The following is a 23,984-nucleotide window of genomic DNA, read 5'->3' as shown; positions in this document are numbered from 1 at the left end:
TCTGTCCCGACATCGACAAGGAGTTCATGCGTATGAAAGCTCGACCAATGAAAATGCTGACCGTCGCCATGCTGGCGGCCTGTTCACTGGCGGCGGGTGTTGCCGAAGCTGCGGGCGTGCTGACCATCGGCCGTCGTGAGGACGGCACCACGTTCGACCCGATCAAAAGTGCGCAGAACATCGACAACTGGGTGTTTTCCAACGTCTACGATGTGCTGATCCGCGTAGATGACAAAGGCACCAGGCTGGTGCCGGGGCTGGCGGAAAGCTGGTCGATCTCGCCTGACGGGCTGACCTATACGCTCAAGATGCGCCCGGCCAAATTCTCCGATGGCTCGGACCTGACGGCCAGTGACGCAGTGTTCAGCCTGCTGCGAATTCGCGACGACAAGGGTTCGCTGTGGAGCGATTCCTACAAGATTATCGACAAGGCCGTTGCGACAGATCCGCATACGCTGGTCATCACGCTGAAGAATCCTTCGGCCTCGTTCCTCTCGCAACTGGCCCTGCCCAACGTGTCGATTCTCTCCGAGAAAGCCATGAAGAGCATGGGCGAAGAGGCGTATGCCGAGCAGCCTGTCAGCTCCGGCGCATTTACCGTGAAGGAATGGCGGCGCGGTGACCGGGTAATTCTGGCGAAGAACCCCAACTTCTGGGAAGCGCCGAGCGTGAGCCTGGACGGTGTCGAGTGGATCTCGGTGCCGGACGACAACACCCGCACGCTCATGGTCCAGAAGGGCGAGCTCGATGCTGCGATATGGATACCGTTCTCGCGCATCGCAAATCTGCAGAAGGACCCCGATCTGGTGGTCCACCTCGACCCCTCCACTCGCGAGGATCACCTGCTGATCAACCACGAACACGGCGCATTGGCCAAGCCTGAAGTGCGTCAGGCGCTGGACATGGCCATCGACAAGAAATCGCTGGTCGAAGCCGCTACCTTCGGGCTGGGCACCGTGGCCAATTCCTACATTCCCAAAGGCGCGCTGTACCACTACGCCGACAACCTGCAACGCCCTTATGACCCGGTGAAGGCCAAACAGATGCTGGCGGACGCCGGTGCATCGGACCTGAAACTCAATTACGTGGTCAACGCGGGCAACGAGGTCGACGAGCAAATCGCGGTCATGCTGCAACAGCAACTGGCCAAGGTCGGCGTGACCACAACACTGCAGAAAGTCGACCCGAGCCAGAGCTGGGACATGCTGATTGCCGGTGACTACGACATCTCCGTGATGTACTGGACCAACGACATCCTCGACCCGGACCAGAAGACCACCTTCGTGCTCGGCCACGACACCAACAATAACTACATGACCCATTACAAGAACGACAAGGTCAAAGAGCTGGTCGCTGCCGCACGGGTCGAAATGGACCCGAAAAAGCGCGAGCAGATGTACATCGACCTGCAGAAAATGGCCAAGGCCGACGTCAACTGGATCGACCTCTACTACAGTCCCTACATCAGTGTGTCGCGTAAGAACATCGAGCACTTCGGTCAGAACCCGCTGGGCCGCTTTACGCTCGAGGAAACGGTCAAGAAGTGACATGAACAATACCTGCCTGATCGGCAGGCATTGTTCAGCGACGTTTCCCGGCCCGGTTTCGGCCGGGAAGCGTTAATTTGTATCCCCAGGTTTACAAAGCCTTCAACAGGCTCTGCGGATGGTAAGGTTGCGGCCTTTTTTGCGCTGTACCCTGCGGAGCCGTCATGCATAAACCCACCCCCCGTACCGAATCCCCAAACGCGCTGGCGTTCATCACGCGTTTCTTCGCTGCTGAATCCGCTGGCGGGCTGGTGTTGATGGCGGCTGCGCTGGCGGCCTTGATCGTTGCCAACTCACCGCTGGCCGACAGCTACTTCGCCGCGCTGCACGCAGTGTTCGCCGGGTTATCGGTTTCGCACTGGATCAATGACGGTCTGATGGCGATCTTCTTCATGCTCGTCGGCCTGGAGATCAAGCGCGAAGTGCTCGCCGGTCAGCTCGCGTCGTGGAACCAGAGAGCCTTGCCAGGCTTTGCGGCACTGGGCGGCATGCTGGTTCCGGCGCTGATCTACGTGGCGTTCAACTGGGGACGGCCAGACACCATCGGCGGCTGGGCCATTCCGGCAGCGACCGATATCGCATTCGCCCTGGGCGTGCTGTCCCTGCTGGGCAAGCGCGTACCGCTGTCGTTGAAGATATTCCTGTCTGCACTGGCGATTCTCGATGACCTCGGCGCTGTATTGATCATCGCGCTGTTCTACACCAGCGATCTCTCCATGCCCATGTTGCTGGCAGCGCTGGGTTCCATCGCCGTGCTCGTCGCGCTGAATCGTCTGGGTGTTAAAAAACTGCTGCCTTACCTCATCGTTGGCGCGCTGCTGTGGTTCTTCATGCTCCAGTCCGGCATCCACGCCACCCTCGCTGGCGTTGCGCTTGCGCTGTGCATCCCGTTGGGCAAACCCGATGAAGAGGCTCGCTCGCCACTGCTGCATCTGGAAGAAAAGCTGCACCCGTGGGTGGCGTTTGCCGTCGTGCCGATCTTTGGTTTTGCCAACGCTGGCGTGTCACTGTCGGGCATTACCGCCGACAAGCTCGTGGACCCGGTCCCGCTCGGCGTTGCGCTAGGGCTGCTGGTCGGCAAGCAGGTCGGCATATTCGCCATGGCCGCGCTGGCGATTCGCGCAGGCCTGGCCCGTTTGCCGGACGGCAGCAACTGGGCTCAGCTTTACGGCGTTGCGGCCTTGTGTGGTATCGGCTTCACCATGAGCCTGTTCATCGGCGCACTGGCCTTTCCGGGCGCGCCGGAACTGGTCGACGAGGTCAAAGTGGGTGTGCTGATCGGTTCGGTGTTGTCGGCTGTGTTGGGTGTGGTTGTGTTGCGCAGGTTTGCGCAGCGGGGGGTGAATCTGATCGCAATCTGGCATTACAGAAACCGGGCGGCAGGACGATAAAGACGGGACGCGCCAGGGACTCGGCCAACTTCTCCTACTTTGAGAGCCCACAGCATGCTTCACCTGTTCAGTCCCCGTCGTGACAAAAAGGCCCTTCAGCAACTGATCTCCTCGCTCAAGGGCGGCACTGAGCCCGCGCTAGGGGGGTGTGCTGAAAAAGCCGCGGTACTTGAATGCTGGAGCTCGCTGAGCACCCAGCGTCGCCTTGACGAGCAACGTATTGCCGATCTTGAGCAAGAACTGGAAACCGCCCGCCATCTACTGGGTGAAGCCTCTGCCTCGGCTGCCGCTTATGAAACCCGCTTTGATCTGGTCAACCGTGCATCGAGCGAGGGCCTCTGGGATATGGAGGTGGTCGCGGGCGATCCGGTCAACCCGAACAACCGATTCTGGTGGTCTCAGCAACTACGCACGCTTCTCGGTTTCAACGACGAGCGCGACTTCCCCAACGTACTGGCGAGCTGGGCAGACCGGCTTCATCCTCAGGATAAACAAGCCACGCTCGACGCATTTGCCAAGCATCTGAATGACCGTTCCGGCAACACGCCGTACCGAGTCAAGAATCGTCTGGCGATGAAGAACGGCACGTATCGCTGGTTCTATGCCCAGGGCGAAACGTTAAGAGATGCACGCGGAACGCCGCTGCGGGTCGCCGGCTCTCTTCGAGATATCCACGACGAGCTTGAACGTGATCTTGAACACGATGTAATCATTACCCGATTCGAACTGGCCCGGGAGATGCTCTCCGACGGGCTCTGGGACATGGAGGTCATTGCTGGCGACCCGGTCAATGCGCGCAATCCTTTTTGGTGGTCTCCACAATTCAGGCGTCTGCTGGGTTTTGAAACGGTGGAAGAGTTTCCCGACGTACTGGATAGCTGGGCGTCACGGCTGCACCCTGAAGACAAGGAGCGCAGTCTGACGGCTTTCGGTGAGCACCTGAATGACCGGACTGGCAAGACGCCGTTCGATATCGAGTACCGCCTGAAGATGAAAACCGGCGAGTACCGCTGGTTCCGTGCGCGCGGCCAGACTCGCCGTGACCCCGAAGGTGTTCCACTCAGGGTGGTGGGTGCGTTGGTGGATGTGCATTTGAAGCATGAACAGGGCGCTCTTCGCGACACCGAAGCACAGCATCAGAAAAACCTGGATGAGAACATCGCTCAACTGACCCAGATAGTTGGCACTATCCAGAGCATTGCCAGCCAGACCAACCTCCTGGCGCTCAATGCGGCAATCGAAGCTGCGCGCGCCGGTGAGGCAGGGCGGGGCTTTGCGGTTGTGGCAGATGAAGTCCGCAAGCTGGCGACCCGAACGACCGAAGCGACGGAGCAGGCGGCAAGCATGATGAGCCGCTCATGAAACCAGCCTTCGCTTTTTGATCGCAGCAAAAAAAAACGCCTCCGCAAGGGAGGCGTTTTTTCAACTCAGCACATCAGACACATCAAGCCAGGTCGAAGCGGTCCAGGTTCATCACCTTGGTCCAGGCTGCCACGAAGTCTTTGACGAACTTCTCGTGAGCATCCGAGCTGCCATACACCTCGGAAATCGCACGCAGTTGAGCATGCGAGCCGAAGACCAGGTCGACACGGGTGCCGGTCCATTTCACTGCGCCAGTCTTGCGGTCACGGGCCTCGAAGGTATCAGTGCCACCTGCGGTCGCTTTCCACTCCACGCCCATGTCCAGCAGGTTCTTGAAAAAGTCGTTGGTCAGGGTGCCCGGCTGATCAGTGAAGACGCCATGCTTGCTCTGTCCGACGTTGATGTTCAAGACCCGCAGGCCGCCCAGCAGTACAGTCATTTCCGGTGCAGTCAGGGTCAGCAATTGCGCCTTGTCGACCAGCAACGATTCTGCCGAGACCTTGTAATGCCCCTTCTGATAGTTGCGGAAACCATCAGCGATTGGCTCAAGGAAGCCGAACGACTCAACATCGGTCTGCTCTTGAGACGCATCGGCGCGGCCCGGTGCGAATGGAACGGTGACGTGCTGGCCTGCATTTTTCGCAGCCTGCTCGACACCTGCGTTACCCGCCAGGACGATCAGGTCGGCGATTGAAACCTTCTTGCCGCTCGACTGACCCGCGTTGAATTCGCTCTGAATGCCCTCGAGGGTCTTCAGCACGCCCGCCAGTTGCTCCGGCTGGTTGACCGCCCAATCCTTCTGCGGAGCCAGACGCAGACGGCCGCCATTGGCACCACCGCGCTTGTCCGAGCCACGGAAGGTAGAAGCTGCCGCCCAAGCCGTCGATACCAGCTGCGAGACCGAAAGGCCCGAAGCGAGAATCCTGGCCTTGAGTGCGGTCACATCCTGATCATCGACCAACGCATGATCAACGTTTGGAATCGGGTCCTGCCACAGCAGCTCTTCGGCCGGTGTTTCCGGGCCGAGGTAGCGGGCCAGCGGGCCCATGTCACGGTGAGTCAGCTTGAACCAGGCGCGGGCGAACGCGTCGGCCAGTTGCTCAGGGTTGTTCAGGAAGCGGCGGGAGATCTGCTCATAAGCCGGATCGAAGCGCAGCGCCAGGTCAGAGGTCAGCATGCTCGGTGCATGACGCTTGGAGGGATCGTGGGCATCCGGAATCTTGCCCGCGCCAGCGCCGTTCTTTGGCGTCCACTGATGCGCGCCTGCCGGGCTCTTGGTCAGTTCCCATTCGAAGCCAAAGAGATTTTCGAGGTACTCGTTGCTCCATTTGGTCGGCGTCGAAGTCCAGGTCACTTCCAGGCCACTGGTGATGGTGTCGCCACCCTTGCCGCTGCCGAATTTGTTTCTCCAGCCAAAACCCTGCTCTTCAAGGCCGGCTGCTTCAGGCTCCGGACCAACGTTGTCGGCAGGGCCGGCACCGTGGGTCTTGCCGAAGGCGTGACCACCGGCGATCAGCGCCACGGTCTCTTCGTCATTCATCGCCATACGACCGAAGGTTTCACGGATATCCCTTGCCGAAGCAACCGGGTCCGGCACACCCTCAGGGCCTTCAGGGTTCACATAGATCAAGCCCATCTGCACGGCGGCGAGCGGGTTTTCCAGATTGCGTTCGCCGCTGGCAGTACGGCTTTCTTCGTTGGCATGGTTCTCCGGCTCGGCCACCAGCGTGCCGTCGCCCGGTTGCTGCATTTTCTTCTGCGCGCCGTAGCGCTCTTCACCACCCAGCCAGGTGGTCTCTGAACCCCAGTACACGTCTTCTTCCGGTTCCCAGACATCCGCACGACCACCGGAGAAACCGAAGGTCTTGAAGCCCATGGACTCCAGCGCGACGTTACCGGTCAGCACAATCAGGTCAGCCCAGGAAATCTTGCGGCCATACTTCTGCTTGACCGGCCAGATCAGGCGGCGCGCCTTGTCCAGGCTGACGTTGTCAGGCCAACTGTTGAGCGGCGCAAAACGTTGCTGACCAGCACCTGCACCGCCACGACCATCGCCTGTGCGGTAGGTACCGGCGCTGTGCCAGGCCATACGAATGAACAGCGGGCCATAGTGGCCGAAGTCTGCCGGCCACCAGTCCTGGGACTGGGTCATGACGTTGCGCAGGTCCTGTTTGACCGCTTCGATGTCAAGGCTCTTGAATTCCTTGGCATAGTCGAAACTCTCGCCCATCGGGTCGGAGAGCGAGGAATGCTGATGCAGGATCTTCAGATTCAGCTGCTTGGGCCACCAATCACGGTTGGTAGTGCCGCCGCCAGCAGCGTGGTTGAAGGGGCATTTCGATTCAGTTGACATGCTTGATACACCTTTTTTGTCATTTGCATCCGGCCATCCAGTCCACTCGCGGGACCTCAGACAGTGATGACGGAACTCAACAGCACTGGGTTCATGCCGGCCGCTCGGTCAACGATCGGGCCAGCTCTACAGATACGCAGCACAGCGATCATCAGATTGCTGCGAGGCAAGCCCGCAACGTGCGTCGCAAACTTGAGCTCATTCTTATCTCCTTATCAGGGTGGAACCGCGCGGCTCTCACCGACGCTTATCCAGATTAGCCTTCTTCGCGAAGATTTCTAATAGAAAGAACATTACGGGTTGATAGGCAGACTCTGGCGGCGCTGTCATCAAGGCATCAAGCGGCTCTGCTAACCTATCCAGCCCATGAGACTGCAGGCCAGGCTTAGCCCATGATCACGATTCGCCGCATGACCCTGGACGACTACGACGCGGTCATCGAACTGATGCGCAGCACGCCCGGCATTTCCCTGCGCGACGCCGATTCACGCGAAGCGACCGCACGTTACCTTGAACGCAACCCCGGCATGAGCTTCGTCGCCGAGGCAGGCGGCGCCCTGTGCGGCTGTGTGATGTGCGGGCACGACGGACGCCGCGGTTATCTGCAGCATCTGATCGTGCTGCCCGAGTATCGCCGGCGCGGTATTGCCCATGAGTTGGTTGAACGCTGCCTCGAGTGTCTGGACACGCTGGGTATTTACAAATGTCACCTGGACGTCATGAAGAGTAATGAAGCGGCCGGGCGTTATTGGCACGGGCAGGGGTGGACGCTGCGGGAGGATATCGATCGGTATTCGAAGGTGCGGCGGGGCGGGAATGTTTGAAGGGGGAGACGGGCGCTACGCATGCGTAGGCGCGTCAACTAATTGCATCGCTTGATTCTGCTTTGTCGTGCTGGCAGTGCTCGATGAAACTATCCTGCCTTCAAGGGCGATACATTTTCTGCCACTGCGCTTGGCGTGATAGAGGTTCTCATCAGCCTCTTTCAACAGGTCATTGAACGTTTCAACCCGCGACAAACTTGCAACACCGCCACTGAATGAATAGGGCACTTGAGCCGTTTCATCCTTTTGCGTGAGCATCAATAACTCTTCCAGTGCGTGTACAGCGTCTGTGGCGTTCGCCGCCGATAAGATCACACCAAACTCTTCCCCACCCAAGCGCCCAAAAGCGATTCGCCCCTTTGTGTCTTTGAGGCGTGTCGCAAAACTTATAAGGACATTGTCACCCACCTCATGCCCATGGGTGTCGTTGATACTTTTAAAGTGATCCAGATCAAGCATGGCAAACCACAACGACGATTTTTCAGCAGACGCCAGCGCAGTATTCAGACTGTCAACCAGCGCACGGCGATTGGGGGCGTGCGTCAGGGTGTCGGTTTCGGACAGTTCCTGATAGCGGTCCCTGGCTGCCATGGTCTGCATGATCAGGCTCAGGAAGGTCGCATTCAGGCAGCCGCCCAGCAAGGTCGAACTGATCAGGAACACATAAAACAGCGGCTTATGGCCCACGCCGATGGCCGTCAGGTCCGTGTGCCACATGATCAACCAGATAAGCGCAGTGGCGGCGATGTAATCAATAAACTTGACGAAGAACACGCTCATTCCCGTGATGAGCAGGGAGGTGACAACCAGCCCCCACATCGACGCTTGCTCGCCCATGCGTTCGATCTGTTCATTGAACAGAAATGTCAGTGACGCCATGTAAATAATGCCGAACAGACGCCACGCCAGCATGCTCCTGCTATTGGACGTGACAATGATCGACAGCGTCGCCCCCGTCAGCGCGCAACAGATGAATACATCCAGCGATCGATCAATGGACGGATTCAGGCACCAACTGATAACCCAACTGAAAAGACCGATCAGTTGAGACAGCTTCAAGGGTATGAAAATAGAGTTTTTCAGGTTTCTTCTTTGCGGCATGTGCAGTTTTCCATACTTATGCCAGCCGAACCATTATCGACGGCACACGCCTTGGTCGAGAGGGGTGGTGGTATATGGCCACTATACGTGATTGTCAGATGGGGGGCATGGCCGCTGGTCTTGCTGTGGGCGGCGCGCGCAGGCCTTGTTGAATGAGGGGCAGGGCACCGGACGCCCCGATACATGAACGTGATTTCGATGCTCGTATCGGAGACCGCCCGAACTCCCCGCCCGTCTCTACCCATGACTCGTACCCTTCCATGGCGATGACTGAAAGCTGGAAACGCAGCGCGGCACGATTACTTGACTGAAACGGTTACTATCTCAGGGATGAGTCTTTACCGGACCGCAGGCGTCGCGCAGAATTCGACGGCCAAGGTCGCACAGTTCGGGATTCGCAAGGTTTAAATATTTATACCGGGCATAAGGAGCTCTTTTGAACGAGCTCAGTCATTTGTGCTTCTGCTCAGCTATCCTCTAATATAAATATTATCTGGTGTTTATGCTAAAACCCTCAATAGGGATTTCTTCGGTACGATTGTAAATTGGTAAAGTGCTAAAGTTAATCTTTTCAAGAGTTTCGCAGTCCCATGCCTTGGTTTGGGCTGCGTTATACAACATGCCTAAAGTCATTACGGTCTTTGCGCGCCGATCTTTAGATCTGAAGAATACGAAAATGTCAGTCCCTTCAGGCTTGAAATAGCGATAGTGGTCGTAGTCGCCTCGGTCGACGTTAAAGTGTTCAAAAAAATCTTCCATGAAGTCACTGGCATCGTCACCGTCAAGCCCGAGATCCCAACTGACTCTGGTGGCGAGGCTAAGCGTTTCAAATGCTTTTTTGCCGAATCCAACATAAAAGTAGATTCTCTCTATGAGATAATTAAGGATGTCATGGTTCAGATCGTTTTTATCCATCTTAAAAAACCTGATCTTGTTCATCTACGATGGAGTTGTAGGTGTTCACCGTTACGTATCCTATCTTACCCAGTTCGTATGCAGTATAAGACCATCCGATAACCGGTGTTGCCCGTGCGATGAAACCGCCAATGCTGCGTGTCCATCGTAGGTGTGGCGGAAACCATCCTGTAAGAGAGGGTGCTCTGAAGCTTCCAGGAAACCTGCGGTTGTTTAGAGTGCGTCGCGTGACTATGGACATGATGGAAGTGTTGTTAATCGCTCCGCCAGGCTTTGTTCTGGTTGGTATTATGTTGGCACCTAAGACGATGGCTAATGCAGCCCCTGCATCGTCCAATCCAAATTCATCCATTGCCACCTCTGTGGCAATTACAAATAGCAGCTCATTTGCAGTTAATCCGCAGTCGCCGTCGTAACAATATATTCTAGCCACTTAAACCATCCTTATGCGTAAGTGCTATTTTTTACTTGATCCCAGCCGCCGGAGATCTGTCCAATTATCAAGCCGGTGGTTCGGCTTTGCTGTGAATACTGCATGCTGATCCTGGCGTAATTAAATCTAACTACCTCCTCAGGAAAGTTTGAGGGCGACCGCTCAAATAGATTGCCGGATACGACGCCGCTTACTATGACTTCGTCAAATACGTATTCCAGATATTTTTGCTTGTCACCGCCCGCACGACGTACATACAGCTTCATCTGCTTGATATGTCGACCAGCGCAACATGCTTCGAGGATTTTTGGAGTCGCACTGTCAGCGAGTTTTACAATACTGAAGTCGCTTAAATAGACCCTGGCTACGGTAGCCCCGCCTGCTGAGCTTGCAGTCCTTGAAACTGATTGAGAGGCTGATAGGCAAAACGTGTTAATCTCAATCCAGTTTTTGCAGTCAGAGTCCGTAGACTCTCCGCTAATCCCATCAATCCAAAGATATGCATCAATACTCATTCCAGCTCCTTGGAATATCTCTTAATGTAATTCATTGACGCCGTACGATAGCACAACTCATACATTTGAGATTCGTCGTCAAGCACCTTTTGCGTGTGCGGGTTGACGTTCCGTGACGTGACCACCTGAAATCGCAAAGCCAGGCCCTTACGGTGCGCGAGCTATGCTCCTTACGAAAAGTAGCTTCTCATCGATGATGCTGCATTGAAGGCAGGCTTGTGTGCGAGTCCACAGAATCTCACCCACAAAAAAAGACGCCCTAGGGCGTCCTCATTTGCAATTTGGTGGAGCCGGGGGGATTTGAACCCCCGTCCGCCAGTACTCCGCTGTCGGTACTACATGCTTAGCCGTGTCTATTAAGTTAACCCTCAGCGACCCGACGGGCAGGGTGCTTTGGGCGAGTTGTGTAAGTTTTAGTCGCTTCGTCCACAACGTACTAGGCGACGATCCTGTTCTATATGACAATCATTTCGGGTTTACAGGCATCCCCTGATGATTGCTGGAGCCGAAGCTACCAGAAGGAAGGCTAGCACCGCTTACGCGGCGAGAGCGTATTCCCCGTAGGTTTCGTCATTGGCAACTATAGAAAGTTGCAACAGTGGATTTACGAGTTCTGTTACCAACTCGGCATGCACCTAAAGTTTCATCACCGGCGTCGAATCCAAATCGGCCCCGAGACTGCTTTCGCAATCGCTGGGGCGCAGTGTACGCCAATTGGCGTGGCACGTCGACCCGTCTGCTGCAATCGTTCAGGCCAGCCTGAGTGGCTGGCCTGCTCGAAGGTTTACTTGGTGCCTTCGCTGCCCGAACCGGTATTTTTCAGGGAAGTGATGGTCTTGGTGGTGATCTCAACGCATTTTTTCTCGTCATTCTGCGCTTGGGCCGCTTTGGCGTTCTTCACAGTGGTCTCGAGCATAGTCTTGTTTTCTGGACTAAAGTTGGTGCTGGACGAGGTGTTGGCGTTTTCGATGGTCTTGATGTTTGCAGCGCACAAATCATCGGCGGCAAAAACCGGCGAAGCCAACAGGGCGGCGCTGAGGAACAATCCAGTGAGGGCGGTACGCTTCATGTGTGTCTCCTTATAACCTGTGGACTCGGTATGGCCGGTATTTGAGGCCGTCGCCCGAGGGTTTGAAAGCCCGTTTAACAGTTGGGCCTAAAGGATTGACTGTGGTGTGACGCAGGCGTTCTATTTTATTTTCGGAATACTGCGAAATAGCCACATTGCGCATTCAAGCACCAAAATGAGGCGATCTTCGCTTTGGGGTATCGAACGGGTTGAAGCGGGGAAGTGGAGAGGGGTGTGGGGATAAAGGGGTGGATACGAAGTGCCAAATGTCCGGGTCAGGACATTTGGCACACGCCAGCGCCAGGGGCTGCTAGTCTTCCTTGCCTTTGGAGCGCACGGCACGCTGCAGCTCACGGTCCGAATCGCGTTCACGTTCGGTGTGACGCTTGTCGTATTCCTTCTTGCCTTTACCCAGTGCAATTTCGCACTTGACCAGATGCTCCTTCCAGTAAACGGAAAGGGCTACGCAGGCATAGCCTTTCTGCTGAACCGAGCTGGTGAGCTTTTCGAGCTCGCGCTTGTTCAGCAGCAGTTTACGGGTGCGTGTCGGGTCAGCGATGACGTGCGTGCTGGCAGTCTTGAGAGGCGTGATGTGGCAACCCATCAGCCAGGCCTCGCCATCCTTGAGCAGCACATAACTGTCGACCAGCTGTACCTTGGTGGCACGCAGGCTTTTTACTTCCCAGCCAGACAGGACCAGACCGGCCTCGAACTTGTGTTCGATGAAGTAATCGTGACGCGCTTTCTTATTTTGCGCGATGGTCCCTGTAGGGTGTTTCTTGAGCTTAGCCATAGGGGGCGCATTATAGGCAGTTGCATCAATGTCGGCTACGGGAAAGCGCGTGCTTGAGCACAAAGGTTGAATCCCGGACAATGCGCGATCTTTTTTGGCTGGGCGTTTCGATAATGTCGACGGACAAGGTTTCGGTCCACGGTAGCTGGGCAAGTCGCTGGGTGTTCATCCTGGCTGCTACCGGCTCTGCTGTGGGGCTGGGCAGTATCTGGAAATTTCCGTACATGGTCGGTGCCTATGGCGGCGGTGCATTTGTACTGGTTTTTCTGGCGTGCATCGCGCTGATCGGTATTCCGGTCATGATCGCCGAGACGCTGATTGGCCGTCGTTCCCGGCTCAGTCCTGCGAATGCGCTCAAGACGCTGGCGCAGGAAGCCGGGCATTCGCCGCGCTGGTCCTGGGGTGCGTTTGCCGGGATGATCACGGCGCTGCTGATTCTCTCCTTTTATAGTGTGGTGGGCGGCTGGTCGCTGGATTACATCATCGACATGGGGCGCGGCGACTTTCAAGGCGTGTCGCCGGATCAGGTCGGTGCGTATTTCGGTGCGGTGATTGCCGACCCATGGCGTCTGATTCTGTGGCACACCATTTTCATGCTGCTGTCGGCGGTGGTGATCGGCAAGGGTGTCGAGGCCGGGCTGGAGAAAAGCCTGCGCATCATGATGCCGATGCTGTTCCTGCTGATGCTCGCGCTGTTGGGCTATAGCCTGACCACCGGGCATTTCATGGAAGGCGTGCATTTCATGTTCGACTTCAACCCGGAGAAGGTGCTGGATGGCTTGCTGCCCGCGATGGGCCATGCGTTCTTTTCCCTGAGCGTTGGTGTCGGCTCGATCATGGTTTACGGCGCGTACATGACCAAAGGCGCGTCGATCAGCAGCACGGTCGTCGGTATCGCGTTGCTCGATACCTTCGTTTCGCTGTTGGCCGGCCTTGCGCTGTTCCCGATCGTGTTTGCTGCGGGCCTGAACCCCAGCGAGGGGCCGGGCCTTATGTTCGTTACGCTGCCTTACGCGTTCGGCAACGTCGCATTCGGCCAATTGATGGGCATCGTGTTCTTCGTGCTGGTGGCCGTCGCAGCCTGGAGCTCGGCGATTTCGTTGCTAGAGCCAATGGTCGCCTACCTGGTCGAGCGCACCCGTATTCGCCGCGCCTGGGTGACGTTCTGGCTGGCCTTTACCTGCTGGTTTGTGGGCCTCGGCACGGTGTTCTCGTTCAATATCTGGCAAAAAGCCAAGTTTTTCGTGAACGATGGAGGCGCATTCCACCTCTATCAATGGGGCGCATCGACTGGCCTGGACTTCTTCGGAGTCATTGATTTCTTCACTTCGCGGATCATGTTGCCGCTGGGTGGGTTGTGTTTTGTAGTATTCGCTGGTTGGGTGATGGGCCGTGAGACAGTGCGCGACGAATTGTCGATTCGCAGTCCGCTGCTCTTCAACCTGACGTACTTTTTGATGCGCTACGTGGCGCCGCTCGGCATTCTTGTGGTGTTTGCCGCTCAGCTCTGGAAATGACGCTCACATGACTACGCATATACAACGCTCTGCTTTACTGCCTTACCCGGCCGGGTTCCTTTATGACCTGGTCAATGATGTGGCTCGTTATCCCGAGTTCCTGCCGTGGTGTTCGTCCGCTACCGTGGTTGAAGCCAGTGAGGCGCAGATGCGCGCCAGCCTGGAGATCGCCAAGGGCGGTCTGAGCCAGAAGTTCATGACGCGCAACACGCTGGTTCCCGGTGAGTCGATCGTGATGGACCTGGTCGAAGGGCCTTTCGAACAGTTTCACGGCGTCTGGACGTTCAAGCCGCTGGGCGAGAAAGCCTGCAAGATCAGTCTGGATCTGTCCTTCGATTATGCCGGCACCCTCGTTCGCGCCACACTAGGGCCACTGTTCAATCAGGCAGCCAACACGCTGGTGGATGCATTCTGCCAGCGAGCGAAAGAGCTGCATGGCTGACGCATCGATTCAGATAGAGGTGGTCTACGCCTCTGTACAGCGCCAGGTATTGAAGACGATCGATGTCCCGGCCGGGTCTTCGGTACGTCAGGCGCTGGCACTCAGCGGTATGGACAAGGAGTTTCCCGAGCTGGATCTTGGTCAGTGTGCCGTGGGTATCTTCGGCAAAGTGGTGGCTGATCCTGCTGCGCGGGTGCTCGAGGCGGGTGAGCGGATAGAGATTTATCGCCCGTTGGTGGCCGACCCCATGGAGATCAGACGTCTGCGTGCCGCCAAGGCGCGTGAGAAAAGAACGCCTCCCGGCTGAACGCTGGCTGAATGGAAGGCACAAAAAAGCCCGGCATGCCGGGCTTTTTGTTGGGCGCTTTGGACTACCGGGTGTTGGTGTCCAGCGGCTCCTGGGTCGGGACCGGTACGGTCTCGACGCTGTCCACGTCCTTCTGGATTGTATCCAGCAACGAACCTGGCTTGGCCGGTTCTTCAGGCTGCTGCACTGGCTGGTTCTCTGCAGGGACAGTGGTGTCGCTGCCCTTGCCGAGAATGGCTTCATCGCGGCTGACGCCGGGCATGAAGTCGCCAGACAGGCTCACGAGCTGGTCATTGCCGTTGAATATAAGGCTGACACGCTCCTGCTGGCGTTCACCGCCACCTGGTTGCAGGCTGTACAGGTAATCCCACCGATCGGAGTGGAAAGTGTCGGTCAACAGGGGGTTGCCCATGATAAACCGTACTTGCCGCCGGGTCATTCCGGGACGTAACTGGTCTATCATGTCCTGCGTGACGACATTACCCTGCTGGATGTCGATTTTGTAAACCCCGGGGAATGAACAACCGGCGAGTGCGAGCAGTCCCACGAAGGTGAAACTGGTTAGCAAGAGCTTGGTGTTTTGCATCGGTGGGCGACTTCCACTATCTTGGCTGGGACAACGTAAACTCCGATCATACCTGCATTAAGAGAAGCTGCGAAGCAGCGTCTGCGAGAAAGCTGACCATGGTTGAAAATAACGAACTACGTAAAGTAGGACTCAAGGTAACCTTACCGCGGGTCAAAATACTGCAAATGCTCGACTCTGCAGAGCAACGCCACATGAGTGCCGAGGATGTTTACAAGGCTCTGATGGAGGCCAGCGAGGACGTCGGTCTCGCCACGGTTTACCGTGTTCTGACTCAGTTCGAGTCCGCTGGACTGGTGGTGCGCCACAATTTCGATGGCGGTCATGCGGTATTCGAGCTGGCTGATGGCGGCCACCACGACCACATGGTCAACGTGGAGTCGGGTGAGGTGATCGAATTCTTCGACGAAGAAATCGAGAAGCTTCAGAAAGCCATCGTCGAACGACACGGCTTTGACCTGGTGGACCACAATCTGGTGCTCTACGTCCGCAACAAGAAGGCGTAATCAGCAACAGGGGCGACCGCGGTCGCCTTTGTGCTTTCTATGGCTCAGCTTTTAGCCGTAACGACCATCTTTTTGGCGTGCGCCAGAGATTCCTTGGTCAGGTCGATGCCGCCCAGCATTCGGGCGACTTCCTCTATACGTTCAGTCTTGCTGAGCTTGGACACGGCGGTGCGCGTTGCGTCGTTGTCCCGCACCTTGTGCACAAACAGGTGCTGATGGCCCTGCGCCGCGACCTGCGGCAGGTGAGTGACGGTCATGACCTGGCCGCGCTCGCCCAGGCGACGCAGCAGTTGCCCCACGATCTCGGCGGTCGGCCCGCCAATCCCCACATCCACTTCATCGAATACCAGCGTCGGCACCCGAGATGTTTGTGCGGTGATGACCTGAATCGCCAGGCTGATGCGCGACAGTTCGCCACCCGACGCGACTTTCGCCAGCGCTTTCAATGGCTGGCCGGGGTTGGCGCTGACCAGTAGCTCTACCTGCTCCAGGCCGTGAGGCGAGGGTTCTACGCTGGCGTTGGCTTTGAGGTCGATCTGGAAACGGCCGCCGGGCATGCCCAGACGATGAATTTCCTGTTCTACAGCGCTGGCCAGTTTCGTCGCCGAATTGTGGCGCAGGTCGCTCAGCTCGCGGGCTTTATCCTGATAGTGCCTGGCAAATGCCTGCACTTCATGCTCCAACCGTTCGATGGATTCGTCGTTGGCATTCAGTGTTTCTATTTCATCCAGCAGCTTTTGTTGCAGTGTCGCGACTTCGCCCGGCTGGATGCGGTGTTTGCGCGCCAGTGTGTAAATGGCATCGAGACGTTCTTCAAGCTGTTGCAGTCTGGCCGGATCGGCATCGAAGTGATCCAGAAAGCGATTCAGTTCGCCTACCGCTTCTTCTACCTGTATCTGCGCGCTGGACAGCAGCCCTGTGGCCTCGCTGAGGGCGGAGGGTGAATGGTCGACGCTGCCAAGACGATGCAGGCTGGCGGTCAGGGCATTGAGTACGTTGCCGGAATCGCTTTCGCTGCACTGCTCGACCACTTGTCGGCAAATGCTCAGCAGGCTTTCGGCGTTGGTCAGGTCCTTGTGTTCCTGTTCGAGCTGTTCAAGCTCGTTTTCACCCAGGCTCAGGCTTTCCAGTTCTTCGAGCTGATAGCTCAGCAACTGATGCCGTGCGCGTTGCTCGTCACCCGAGTTGGAGAGGCGTTCGAGCTCCTGCCGCGTCTGCCGCCAGCGCTGTGCAGCGAGATGGACCTGACGGGCCAGATCGGTCGCACCCGCGTATTCGTCGAGCAGGCGTCGATGGGTATCGGTCTTGAGCAGCGACTGGTGCTCATGCTGGCTGTGAATATCGATGAGCAATTCGCCCAGCGCTTTAAGGTCGCCCTGAGGGCAGGGCGAGCCATTGATATAAGCGCGTGACCGGCCTTCGGCCGTGATGACCCGGCGCAGGATGCAGGGGCCGTCGTTGTCCAGGTCACGCTCTTTGAGCCAGGTCTGTGCCTCGGGAATGTCGCCCAGGTCGAACGTGGCCAGGATGTCGGCCTTGTCGGCGCCTGGCCGGACCACGCCGCTGTCGGCACGGTCGCCCAGGGTCAGGCCGAGGGCGTCGAGCATGATCGACTTGCCCGCGCCGGTTTCGCCGGTGATGACGCTCATGCCTCGATCCAGTTCAAGGTCAAGGTGTTCGACGATGGCGTAGTTGTGTACGGAAAGGTGCACCAGCATTGAGCGGCTCCCGGGCTGTTTGTCTGGTTATTTATACAGTCTTTTATTTGTGGCTGACAATGCCCTTGCTTAGCTCGATTTGATCGGTCTGTAGTGGTTTTTAGTCCCTCTTGTGTCAAGTCGCCATTTTTTGTTGGGCTGGAATGCGGATTATTTGTCAGGGAATGCGTATCTCGATCACATGAAACCCTTGAAGCCGGAAAATCCGATCCCATGTAGGTGGGCAGAAGCGCGAATCGGGATCGCGAACGTCTTTAGAGGAGAACATGTATGGCTGACGAACAGAATCTGGATGCGCAGGCGCAGGATCAGGCTGCCGAAGCGGGCGCGGGTGATGAACTGACAACTCGCGTGCAGGTGCTCGAAGAGCAACTGGCTGCTGCGCAGGACCAATCCCTTCGCGTGGCTGCGGATCTGCAGAATGTCCGCCGCCGTGCCGAACAGGATGTTGAAAAGGCGCACAAGTTTGCGCTGGAAAAATTTGCCGGTGATCTGTTGCCGATCATCGACAGTCTGGAGCGAGGCCTTGATCTGTCCAGTCCGGACGATGAAAGCATTCGCCCGATGCGTGAAGGCATCGAGCTGACCTTGAAGATGTTCCAGGACACCCTCAAGCGTTATCAGTTGGAAGCCATCGATCCACACGGTCAACCGTTCAGTGCCGACCAGCACCAGGCTATGGCCATGCAGGAAAGTGCCGACGTTGAGCCCAATACGGTGCTCAAGGTATTTCAGAAGGGTTATCAGCTTAATGGTCGCCTGTTGCGCCCGGCCATGGTCGTGGTCAGCAAGGCACCGTCGCCTGCAACGCCGTCAATCAACGAGCAGGCTTGAAATCAGCTGTAAGGCCCCCATTTAAAGGTCAAGCGTTTAAGAGCTACCGCACGGTGTAAGCGCACTGGCGGCAACCCAATCCAAGTTTTGCAAGTTTCGGGAGAGTCAAAGATGGGCAGAATTATCGGTATCGACCTGGGGACTACCAACTCCTGCGTCTCCATTCTGGAAAATGGTAACGTCAAGGTTATCGAGAACGCCGAAGGTACTCGTACTACACCTTCGATCATTGCTTATGCAAATGATGGAGAGATCCTGGTCGGTCAGTCCGCCAAGCGTCAGGCGGTCACCAACCCGCACAACACCCTCTATGCGGTAAAGCGTCTGATCGGTCGCAAGTTCGAAGAGGAAGTCGTTCAGAAAGACATCCAGATGGTCCCTTACAAGATCGTCAAAGCTGACAACGGTGATGCCTGGGTTGAAGTGAATGGCCAGAAAATGGCGCCTCCTCAGATCTCCGCTGAAATCCTGAAGAAAATGAAGAAGACTGCCGAAGACTATCTCGGTGAAGCGGTTACCGAAGCGGTCATTACCGTTCCGGCCTACTTCAACGACAGTCAGCGTCAGGCTACCAAGGACGCTGGCCGTATCGCCGGTCTGGACGTCAAGCGCATCATCAACGAACCTACCGCAGCTGCACTGGCTTACGGTATGGACAAGGCCAAGGGCGACCACACTGTCATCGTTTATGACCTGGGTGGCGGTACCTTCGACGTCTCGGTCATCGAGATCGCTGAAGTCGATGGCGAGCACCAGTTCGAAGTGTTGGCCACCAACGGCGACACGTTCCTGGGTGGTGAAGACTTCGACATTCGTCTGATCGACTACTTCGTCGACGAATTCAAGAAAGAAAGCGGCATGAACCTCAAGGGTGATCCGCTGGCGATGCAGCGTCTGAAAGAAGCTGCCGAAAAAGCCAAGATCGAGCTGTCTTCCAGCACCCAGACCGAAGTCAATCTGCCGTACATCACTGCAGACGCAACCGGTCCTAAGCACCTGGTAGTGAAGATCTCCCGCTCCAAGCTGGAATCGCTGGTTGAAGACCTGGTTCAGCGCACCATCGAGCCTTGCCGCATGGCGTTGAAAGACGCGGGTATCGATATCAGCAAGATCAACGACGTGATTCTGGTCGGTGGTCAGACGCGTATGCCGCTGGTGCAGAAGCTGGTGACCGAGTTCTTCGGCAAAGAAGCACGTAAAGACGTCAACCCTGACGAAGCCGTTGCCATGGGCGCTGCCATCCAGGGCGCAGTATTGGCCGGTGATGTCAAAGACGTTCTGCTGCTGGACGTCAGCCCGCTGACCCTGGGTATCGAAACCATGGGCGGCGTGATGACTGCGCTGATCGAGAAAAACACCACGATTCCTACCAAGAAATCCCAGGTGTTCTCGACTGCCGATGACAACCAGAACGCGGTAACCATCCACGTCCTGCAAGGCGAGCGTAAGCAAGCCGGTCAGAACAAGTCGCTGGGCAAGTTCGACCTGGCCGAGATTCCACCTGCTCCACGTGGCGTGCCACAGATCGAAGTGACCTTCGACATCGACGCAAACGGCATCCTGCACGTTGGCGCGAAAGACAAGGCCACCGGCAAGCAGCAGTCCATCGTGATCAAGGCCAACTCCGGTCTGTCCGAGGAAGAAATTCAGCAGATGGTTCGCGATGCTGAAGTCAACTCCGAAGAAGATCGCAAGTTCGAAGAGCTGGCCTCTGCCCGTAACCAGGGTGATGCGCTGGTCCACTCGACTCGCAAGATGATCGCTGACGCGGGCGACAAGGTCACTGCTGAAGAGAAGACTGCGGTAGAAGCTGCACTGGTTGCTCTGGAGGCCGCTATCAAAGGCGACGACAAGGCCGCCATTGAAGCCAAGGTTGAAGAGCTGTCCAAGGTTTCCGCGCCAATCGCTCAGAAGATGTACGCCGAGCAGGCTGAAAACCCGGACGCTGCGGCCAAGCCAGCTGAAGAAACTGCCAAGGCTGACGATGTTGTCGACGCCGAGTTTGAAGAAGTAAAAGACCACAAGTAAGCGCAGGCTCACTTGAAAGCCGGTTGACCTCTTTCGAGCGCTGACTGGTAGGATGTCGCCGCGCGGGAGCTTGCTCCCGCGTTGGCGTGTCTGGAACAAGCAAAAATTTCGGCGTGCGGAGTTGCTCCGCAAGCCACGTGGCAAGATCGCGACGCTCCTGCGTGGCGAATCATTCTGCCGCTTTCTCGGCCGGATGCATCTGGCTCTGAACGAAGACCAGGATCGTTGAATCGACGTGAGTTGGGTCCGGGCCTGTATGGGGCTCAACGAGTTTGGTGTGGCTCAGGAGAGCTTTCGCCGAACGTCCTCAAGAGTGCGGAAGAATTATGGCAAAGCGTGATTATTACGAAGTGTTGGGAGTGGAGCGAGGCTCCAGCGAGGCGGACCTGAAGAAGGCTTATCGCCGTCTGGCGATGAAGCATCACCCTGACCGCAACCCTGATGACAAAGCATCGGAAGAGCTGTTCAAAGAGGCCAACGAGGCCTACGAAGTGCTTTCCGACGCCAGCAAGCGCGCGGCCTACGATCAGTATGGCCATGCCGGTGTCGACCCGAGCATGGGTGGCGGCGGTGGTTTTGGTGGCGGTGCCGGTGGCGCCAACTTCTCCGATATCTTCGGCGATGTGTTCAGCGACTTCTTTGGCGGCGGCCGTGCCGGTGGCGGCGGTGGTCGTGGCGGCGCTCAGCGCGGCAGCGACCTGCGCTATACGCTGGAGCTGAATCTGGAAGAGGCAGTTCGCGGTACTAACGTGAATATCCGCGTTCCGACGCTGGTCAACTGCAAGCCATGCGACGGCAGCGGTGCCAAGAAGGGTTCTTGGCCTGTCACATGCCCTACGTGCGGTGGTATTGGTCAGGTGCGCATGCAGCAGGGTTTTTTCTCTGTGCAGCAAACCTGCCCGCGCTGCCACGGCCACGGCAAGATCATTTCCGATCCGTGCGATTCCTGTCATGGCGAAGGCCGCGTCGAAGAGTCCAAGACGCTTTCCGTCAAAGTGCCGCCAGGTGTCGATACTGGTGACCGCATTCGTCTGTCTGGCGAAGGCGAGGCGGGTACCCAGGGTGGCCCTACCGGCGACCTGTATGTCGTGATCAATGTGCGCGAACACGCGATCTTCCAGCGTGACGGCAAGCACCTGTTCTGCGAAGTGCCTATCAGCTTCACCGATGCAGCGCTGGGCGGCGAGCTTGAAGTGCCGACGCTCGACGGTCGCGTCAAACTGAAAATCCCCGAAGGTACCCAGACCGGCAAGCAGTTCCGCTTGCGTGGCAAGGGCGTCGCTCCAGTGCGTGGCGGCGGTGCCGGTGACTTGATGTGCCGTGTTGCAGTCGAAACCCCGGTCAACCTGAGCAAGCGCCAGCGCGAGCTGCTTGAAGAGTTCCGCACCTCGCTTGAAAGCGACGAGTCCCACTCTCCGAAAGCCAGTGGCTGGTTTGAGGGTGTGAAGCGTTTCTTCGGCGATCTGTAAGGCTATCAACGGGAGCAGGGCATGCGACGTATTGCTGTAGTAGGCGCCGCCGGGCGTATGGGCAAGACCTTGATCGAGGCGGTTCAGCAGGCACCGGGCGCCGGCTTGACCGCCGCTATTGATCGTCCTGACAGCACGCTGGTGGGCGCTGATGCGGGCGAACTGGCTGCGCTGGGCCGTATCGGCGTGCCGCTGTCGGGTGATCTGGCAAAGGTGGCGGACGAGTTCGACGTTTTGATCGACTTCACTCATCCTTCGGTGACGCTGAAAAATCTGGCGTTCTGTCGCAAGGCGGGCAAGGCGATGATTATCGGTACCACCGGTTTCAGCACGGAAGAAAAGCTGCGTCTGGAAGAGGCGGGTAAAGACATTCCGATCGTCTTTGCTGCCAACTTCAGCGTCGGTGTGAATCTGTGTCTGAAGCTGCTCGACACCGCTGCGCGCGTTCTGGGTGATGAGGTTGATATCGAAATCACCGAGGCGCACCATCGGCACAAGGTCGACGCGCCGTCCGGCACCGCCTTGCGCATGGGTGAAGCGGTTGCCAATGCGCTGGGTCGTGATCTGGAAAAGGTTGCGGTCTACGGTCGTGAGGGGCAGACCGGTGCGCGTGATCGCCAGACCATCGGGTTTGCGACCATTCGTGCCGGTGACGTGGTGGGTGATCACACCGTGCTGTTCGCCGCGGACGGTGAGCGGGTCGAGATCACGCACAAGGCATCCAGTCGCATGACCTTCGCCAAGGGTGCCGTTCGGGCTGCAATGTGGCTCGACGGCAAGGCACCTGGGCTTTATGACATGCAGGATGTGTTGGGTCTGCATTGATTTCATACAGGGCCATTCGTGGCCCTGTCGCATTTCCCCGCATTTCAGGCTCATTGGTGGTAGACCAAAATGGGCCTTTTCTGTAAGCTAAAGCTTTAGTGTGTCCACTAAAAGCGCGCAGATGATTCCATAAGAAAGCGGGGTGACGTAACTACGTCATTCCGCTTTTTTGCAGCCTGCGATCGCCCTTTCAGGTTTTATTTACGGGAGGTCTTCTTGACTAAGCCAGCCATACTCGCCCTTGCTGATGGCAGCATTTTTCGCGGCGAAGCCATTGGAGCCGACGGTCAGACCGTTGGTGAGGTGGTGTTTAACACCGCAATGACAGGCTATCAGGAAATTCTTACCGATCCTTCCTACGCCCAGCAGATCGTTACCCTGACTTACCCGCATATCGGCAACACCGGCACCACCCCTGAAGACGCAGAGTCGGATCGCGTCTGGTCCGCCGGCCTGGTCATTCGCGACCTGCCTCTGGTAGCCAGCAACTGGCGTAACAAGCTGTCCCTCGGTGATTACCTGAAAGCCAACAACGTCGTTGCCATCGCTGGCATCGACACGCGTCGCCTGACCCGCATCCTGCGTGAGAAAGGCGCCCAGAACGGCTGCATCCTGGCCGGTGATAACATCACCGAAGAGGCGGCCATTGCCGCTGCTCGCAGCTTTCCGGGCCTCAAGGGCATGGATCTGGCCAAGGAAGTCTGCACCAAGGATACCTACGAGTGGCGCTCCAGCGTCTGGGATCTGAAAACCGACAGCCACCCTGAAATCGCCGCGTCCGAGCTGCCTTATCATGTGGTCGCTTACGATTACGGCGTCAAGGTCAACATCCTGCGCATGCTGGTCGAGCGCGGTTGCCGCGTAACCGTGGTGCCTGCACAAATGCCTGCCAGTGAAGTGCTCGCCTACAAGCCGGACGGCGTTTTCCTGTCCAACGGCCCAGGTGATCCGGAGCCGTGCGATTACGCCATCAAGGCGATCAGGGAAGTGCTGGAAACCGACATTCCGGTGTTCGGCATCTGCCTGGGCCACCAGTTGCTGGCGCTGGCTGCGGGTGCCAAGACCGTGAAGATGGGCCACGGCCACCACGGTGCCAACCATCCGGTCCAGGATCTGGACACCGGTGTGGTCATGATCACCAGCCAGAACCACGGTTTTGCGGTGGATGAGGCGACCCTGCCGGGCAACGTTCGCGCCATTCACAAGTCGCTGTTCGACGGCACCCTGCAGGGTATCGAGCTGACCGACAAGAGCGCATTCAGCTTCCAGGGTCACCCTGAAGCGAGCCCGGGCCCGAACGACGTCGCGCCTTTGTTCGATCGCTTTATCGAAGCCATGGCCAAGCGCAGCTGACCGGTTGCCTTGAGACGGTAATACGCAGGTGCCCAGGGCGGCCCCGGACTCAATGTCCGGTCGCTGCCGCCCAGGCCACCTCAGACAAATGTTCAA

At 57.3% G+C, this 23,984-nt stretch carries 21 protein-coding genes, 1 other RNA gene and 2 pseudogenes; 14 read left to right on the top strand and 10 right to left on the bottom strand.

The features are described 5' to 3' along the window. Positions 1 to 32 precede the first annotated feature (32 nt). The 4 genes and pseudogenes from PCPL58_RS23285 to PCPL58_RS32810 all read left to right on the top strand — a co-directional run. The gene (locus tag PCPL58_RS23285; protein WP_065351100.1) at positions 33 to 1,547 is read left to right on the top strand and encodes an ABC transporter substrate-binding protein; all 1,515 of its coding nucleotides are present in this window, start codon (positions 33 to 35) and stop codon (positions 1,545 to 1,547) included. Positions 1,548 to 1,711: 164 nt separating this feature from the next. Then, positions 1,712 to 2,938 (top strand): Na+/H+ antiporter NhaA, encoded by a 1,227-nt coding sequence (nhaA, locus tag PCPL58_RS23280; RefSeq protein WP_065350542.1) that lies wholly within the window; start codon positions 1,712 to 1,714, stop codon positions 2,936 to 2,938. Between the two features lie 54 nt (positions 2,939 to 2,992). Beyond that, positions 2,993 to 4,015, top strand: a pseudogene (locus PCPL58_RS32360) (PAS domain-containing protein); the annotation flags it as partial. Positions 4,016 to 4,030: 15 nt separating this feature from the next. Then, positions 4,031 to 4,291: pseudogene (locus PCPL58_RS32810) on the top strand (methyl-accepting chemotaxis protein); the annotation flags it as partial. A 91-nt stretch (positions 4,292 to 4,382) separates the two neighbouring features. On the opposite strand, the gene katG reads toward PCPL58_RS32810, so the two are convergent. After that, entirely contained in the window at positions 4,383 to 6,653 is a 2,271-nt protein-coding gene (gene katG / locus PCPL58_RS23270) for a catalase/peroxidase HPI (RefSeq protein WP_065350540.1), read from the bottom strand. Positions 6,654 to 7,045: 392 nt separating this feature from the next. Between katG and PCPL58_RS23265 the strand changes: the two genes are divergently transcribed. Beyond that, positions 7,046 to 7,477: a GNAT family N-acetyltransferase gene (locus tag PCPL58_RS23265; protein ID WP_024662458.1), complete on the top strand. Its 432-nt coding sequence runs from the start codon at positions 7,046 to 7,048 to the stop codon at positions 7,475 to 7,477. Positions 7,478 to 7,492: 15 nt separating this feature from the next. Here PCPL58_RS23265 and PCPL58_RS23260 read toward each other — a convergent pair whose 3' ends face one another. From PCPL58_RS23260 to smpB, 7 genes are all read right to left on the bottom strand, one after another. Next, entirely contained in the window at positions 7,493 to 8,578 is a 1,086-nt protein-coding gene (locus PCPL58_RS23260) for a GGDEF domain-containing protein (protein WP_065350539.1), read from the bottom strand. 489 nt (positions 8,579 to 9,067) lie between these two features. Next, the gene (locus PCPL58_RS23255; RefSeq protein ID WP_065350538.1) at positions 9,068 to 9,517 is read right to left on the bottom strand and encodes a DUF1493 family protein; all 450 of its coding nucleotides are present in this window, start codon (positions 9,515 to 9,517) and stop codon (positions 9,068 to 9,070) included. Next, positions 9,495 to 9,926 (bottom strand): STM2901 family protein, encoded by a 432-nt coding sequence (locus tag PCPL58_RS32805; RefSeq protein ID WP_083188472.1) that lies wholly within the window; start codon positions 9,924 to 9,926, stop codon positions 9,495 to 9,497. Before PCPL58_RS32805 ends, PCPL58_RS23255 begins: the two co-directional genes overlap by 23 nt. Positions 9,927 to 9,937: 11 nt before the next feature. After that, entirely contained in the window at positions 9,938 to 10,441 is a 504-nt protein-coding gene (locus PCPL58_RS23250; protein WP_054082016.1) for an Hcp family type VI secretion system effector, read from the bottom strand. 282 nt (positions 10,442 to 10,723) lie between these two features. After that, positions 10,724 to 11,115, bottom strand: a transfer-messenger RNA (tmRNA) gene (ssrA, locus tag PCPL58_RS23245). A 110-nt stretch (positions 11,116 to 11,225) separates the two neighbouring features. Further along, a complete protein-coding gene (locus PCPL58_RS23240; RefSeq protein ID WP_065350537.1) occupies positions 11,226 to 11,510 on the bottom strand; it encodes a hypothetical protein in 285 nt (94 codons plus the stop codon). A gap of 310 nt (positions 11,511 to 11,820) precedes the next feature. After that, a complete protein-coding gene (gene smpB / locus PCPL58_RS23235) occupies positions 11,821 to 12,303 on the bottom strand; it encodes an SsrA-binding protein SmpB (protein WP_003313649.1) in 483 nt (160 codons plus the stop codon). A 113-nt stretch (positions 12,304 to 12,416) separates the two neighbouring features. Between smpB and PCPL58_RS23230 the strand changes: the two genes are divergently transcribed. The 3 genes from PCPL58_RS23230 to PCPL58_RS23220 are packed head-to-tail and all read left to right on the top strand — an operon-like array spanning position 12,417 to position 14,569. Continuing rightward, positions 12,417 to 13,820: a sodium-dependent transporter gene (locus tag PCPL58_RS23230; RefSeq protein ID WP_024648070.1), complete on the top strand. Its 1,404-nt coding sequence runs from the start codon at positions 12,417 to 12,419 to the stop codon at positions 13,818 to 13,820. A 7-nt stretch (positions 13,821 to 13,827) separates the two neighbouring features. Continuing rightward, positions 13,828 to 14,262 carry a type II toxin-antitoxin system RatA family toxin gene (locus tag PCPL58_RS23225; RefSeq protein ID WP_003431552.1) on the top strand — a complete coding sequence of 145 codons (435 nt, stop codon included), beginning with the start codon at positions 13,828 to 13,830 and terminating at the stop codon, positions 14,260 to 14,262. Then, a complete protein-coding gene (locus PCPL58_RS23220; RefSeq protein ID WP_065350536.1) occupies positions 14,255 to 14,569 on the top strand; it encodes an RnfH family protein in 315 nt (104 codons plus the stop codon). Before PCPL58_RS23225 ends, PCPL58_RS23220 begins: the two co-directional genes overlap by 8 nt. Before the next feature lie 64 nt (positions 14,570 to 14,633). Here PCPL58_RS23220 and PCPL58_RS23215 read toward each other — a convergent pair whose 3' ends face one another. Then, the gene (locus PCPL58_RS23215) at positions 14,634 to 15,155 is read right to left on the bottom strand and encodes an outer membrane protein assembly factor BamE (protein WP_003431549.1); all 522 of its coding nucleotides are present in this window, start codon (positions 15,153 to 15,155) and stop codon (positions 14,634 to 14,636) included. 98 nt (positions 15,156 to 15,253) lie between these two features. On the opposite strand from PCPL58_RS23215, the gene fur reads away from it, so the two are divergent. Then, positions 15,254 to 15,661, top strand: coding sequence for a ferric iron uptake transcriptional regulator (gene fur / locus PCPL58_RS23210; protein WP_003313643.1), 408 nt, complete (start codon positions 15,254 to 15,256; stop codon positions 15,659 to 15,661). Positions 15,662 to 15,705: 44 nt separating this feature from the next. Here the strand turns inward: fur and recN are convergent, their stop codons facing one another. After that, the gene (recN, locus tag PCPL58_RS23205; RefSeq protein WP_003431547.1) at positions 15,706 to 17,379 is read right to left on the bottom strand and encodes a DNA repair protein RecN; all 1,674 of its coding nucleotides are present in this window, start codon (positions 17,377 to 17,379) and stop codon (positions 15,706 to 15,708) included. Between the two features lie 270 nt (positions 17,380 to 17,649). Between recN and grpE the strand changes: the two genes are divergently transcribed. From grpE to carA, 5 genes are all read left to right on the top strand, one after another. Then, positions 17,650 to 18,213 carry a nucleotide exchange factor GrpE gene (grpE, locus tag PCPL58_RS23200; protein ID WP_003313642.1) on the top strand — a complete coding sequence of 188 codons (564 nt, stop codon included), beginning with the start codon at positions 17,650 to 17,652 and terminating at the stop codon, positions 18,211 to 18,213. A gap of 111 nt (positions 18,214 to 18,324) precedes the next feature. Further along, complete coding sequence (dnaK, locus tag PCPL58_RS23195; RefSeq protein WP_003431542.1) at positions 18,325 to 20,241, top strand: molecular chaperone DnaK; 1,917 nt, start codon at positions 18,325 to 18,327, stop codon at positions 20,239 to 20,241. A 326-nt stretch (positions 20,242 to 20,567) separates the two neighbouring features. Beyond that, entirely contained in the window at positions 20,568 to 21,710 is a 1,143-nt protein-coding gene (gene dnaJ, locus PCPL58_RS23190) for a molecular chaperone DnaJ (protein ID WP_065350535.1), read from the top strand. A 21-nt stretch (positions 21,711 to 21,731) separates the two neighbouring features. Next, positions 21,732 to 22,535 carry a 4-hydroxy-tetrahydrodipicolinate reductase gene (dapB, locus tag PCPL58_RS23185; protein ID WP_065350534.1) on the top strand — a complete coding sequence of 268 codons (804 nt, stop codon included), beginning with the start codon at positions 21,732 to 21,734 and terminating at the stop codon, positions 22,533 to 22,535. Positions 22,536 to 22,751: 216 nt separating this feature from the next. Beyond that, the gene (gene carA, locus PCPL58_RS23180; RefSeq protein ID WP_065350533.1) at positions 22,752 to 23,888 is read left to right on the top strand and encodes a glutamine-hydrolyzing carbamoyl-phosphate synthase small subunit; all 1,137 of its coding nucleotides are present in this window, start codon (positions 22,752 to 22,754) and stop codon (positions 23,886 to 23,888) included. Positions 23,889 to 23,984 lie beyond the last annotated feature (96 nt).

This window comes from Pseudomonas cerasi (genome assembly GCF_900074915.1).
Classification (GTDB): Bacteria; Pseudomonadota; Gammaproteobacteria; order Pseudomonadales; family Pseudomonadaceae; genus Aquipseudomonas; species Aquipseudomonas cerasi.
The sequence above is the reverse complement of the archived record's forward strand: the minus strand, read 5'-3'. Positions and strand labels throughout refer to the sequence as shown.

What these genes read in the sequence shown, in the direction of transcription:
- PCPL58_RS23285 (WP_065351100.1), top strand. Translation starts at nt 33, where the DNA reads ATGAAAGCTCGACCAATGAAAATGCTGACCGTCGCCATGCTGGCGGCC.
- nhaA (WP_065350542.1), top strand. Translation starts at nt 1,712, where the DNA reads ATGCATAAACCCACCCCCCGTACCGAATCCCCAAACGCGCTGGCGTTC.
- katG (WP_065350540.1), bottom strand. Translation starts at nt 6,653, where the DNA reads ATGTCAACTGAATCGAAATGCCCCTTCAACCACGCTGCTGGCGGCGGC.
- PCPL58_RS23265 (WP_024662458.1), top strand. Translation starts at nt 7,046, where the DNA reads ATGATCACGATTCGCCGCATGACCCTGGACGACTACGACGCGGTCATC.
- PCPL58_RS23260 (WP_065350539.1), bottom strand. Translation starts at nt 8,578, where the DNA reads ATGCCGCAAAGAAGAAACCTGAAAAACTCTATTTTCATACCCTTGAAG.
- PCPL58_RS23255 (WP_065350538.1), bottom strand. Translation starts at nt 9,517, where the DNA reads ATGAACAAGATCAGGTTTTTTAAGATGGATAAAAACGATCTGAACCAT.
- PCPL58_RS23250 (WP_054082016.1), bottom strand. Translation starts at nt 10,441, where the DNA reads ATGAGTATTGATGCATATCTTTGGATTGATGGGATTAGCGGAGAGTCT.
- PCPL58_RS23240 (WP_065350537.1), bottom strand. Translation starts at nt 11,510, where the DNA reads ATGAAGCGTACCGCCCTCACTGGATTGTTCCTCAGCGCCGCCCTGTTG.
- smpB (WP_003313649.1), bottom strand. Translation starts at nt 12,303, where the DNA reads ATGGCTAAGCTCAAGAAACACCCTACAGGGACCATCGCGCAAAATAAG.
- PCPL58_RS23230 (WP_024648070.1), top strand. Translation starts at nt 12,417, where the DNA reads ATGTCGACGGACAAGGTTTCGGTCCACGGTAGCTGGGCAAGTCGCTGG.
- PCPL58_RS23225 (WP_003431552.1), top strand. Translation starts at nt 13,828, where the DNA reads ATGACTACGCATATACAACGCTCTGCTTTACTGCCTTACCCGGCCGGG.
- PCPL58_RS23220 (WP_065350536.1), top strand. Translation starts at nt 14,255, where the DNA reads ATGGCTGACGCATCGATTCAGATAGAGGTGGTCTACGCCTCTGTACAG.
- PCPL58_RS23215 (WP_003431549.1), bottom strand. Translation starts at nt 15,155, where the DNA reads ATGCAAAACACCAAGCTCTTGCTAACCAGTTTCACCTTCGTGGGACTG.
- fur (WP_003313643.1), top strand. Translation starts at nt 15,254, where the DNA reads ATGGTTGAAAATAACGAACTACGTAAAGTAGGACTCAAGGTAACCTTA.
- recN (WP_003431547.1), bottom strand. Translation starts at nt 17,379, where the DNA reads ATGCTGGTGCACCTTTCCGTACACAACTACGCCATCGTCGAACACCTT.
- grpE (WP_003313642.1), top strand. Translation starts at nt 17,650, where the DNA reads ATGGCTGACGAACAGAATCTGGATGCGCAGGCGCAGGATCAGGCTGCC.
- dnaK (WP_003431542.1), top strand. Translation starts at nt 18,325, where the DNA reads ATGGGCAGAATTATCGGTATCGACCTGGGGACTACCAACTCCTGCGTC.
- dnaJ (WP_065350535.1), top strand. Translation starts at nt 20,568, where the DNA reads ATGGCAAAGCGTGATTATTACGAAGTGTTGGGAGTGGAGCGAGGCTCC.
- dapB (WP_065350534.1), top strand. Translation starts at nt 21,732, where the DNA reads ATGCGACGTATTGCTGTAGTAGGCGCCGCCGGGCGTATGGGCAAGACC.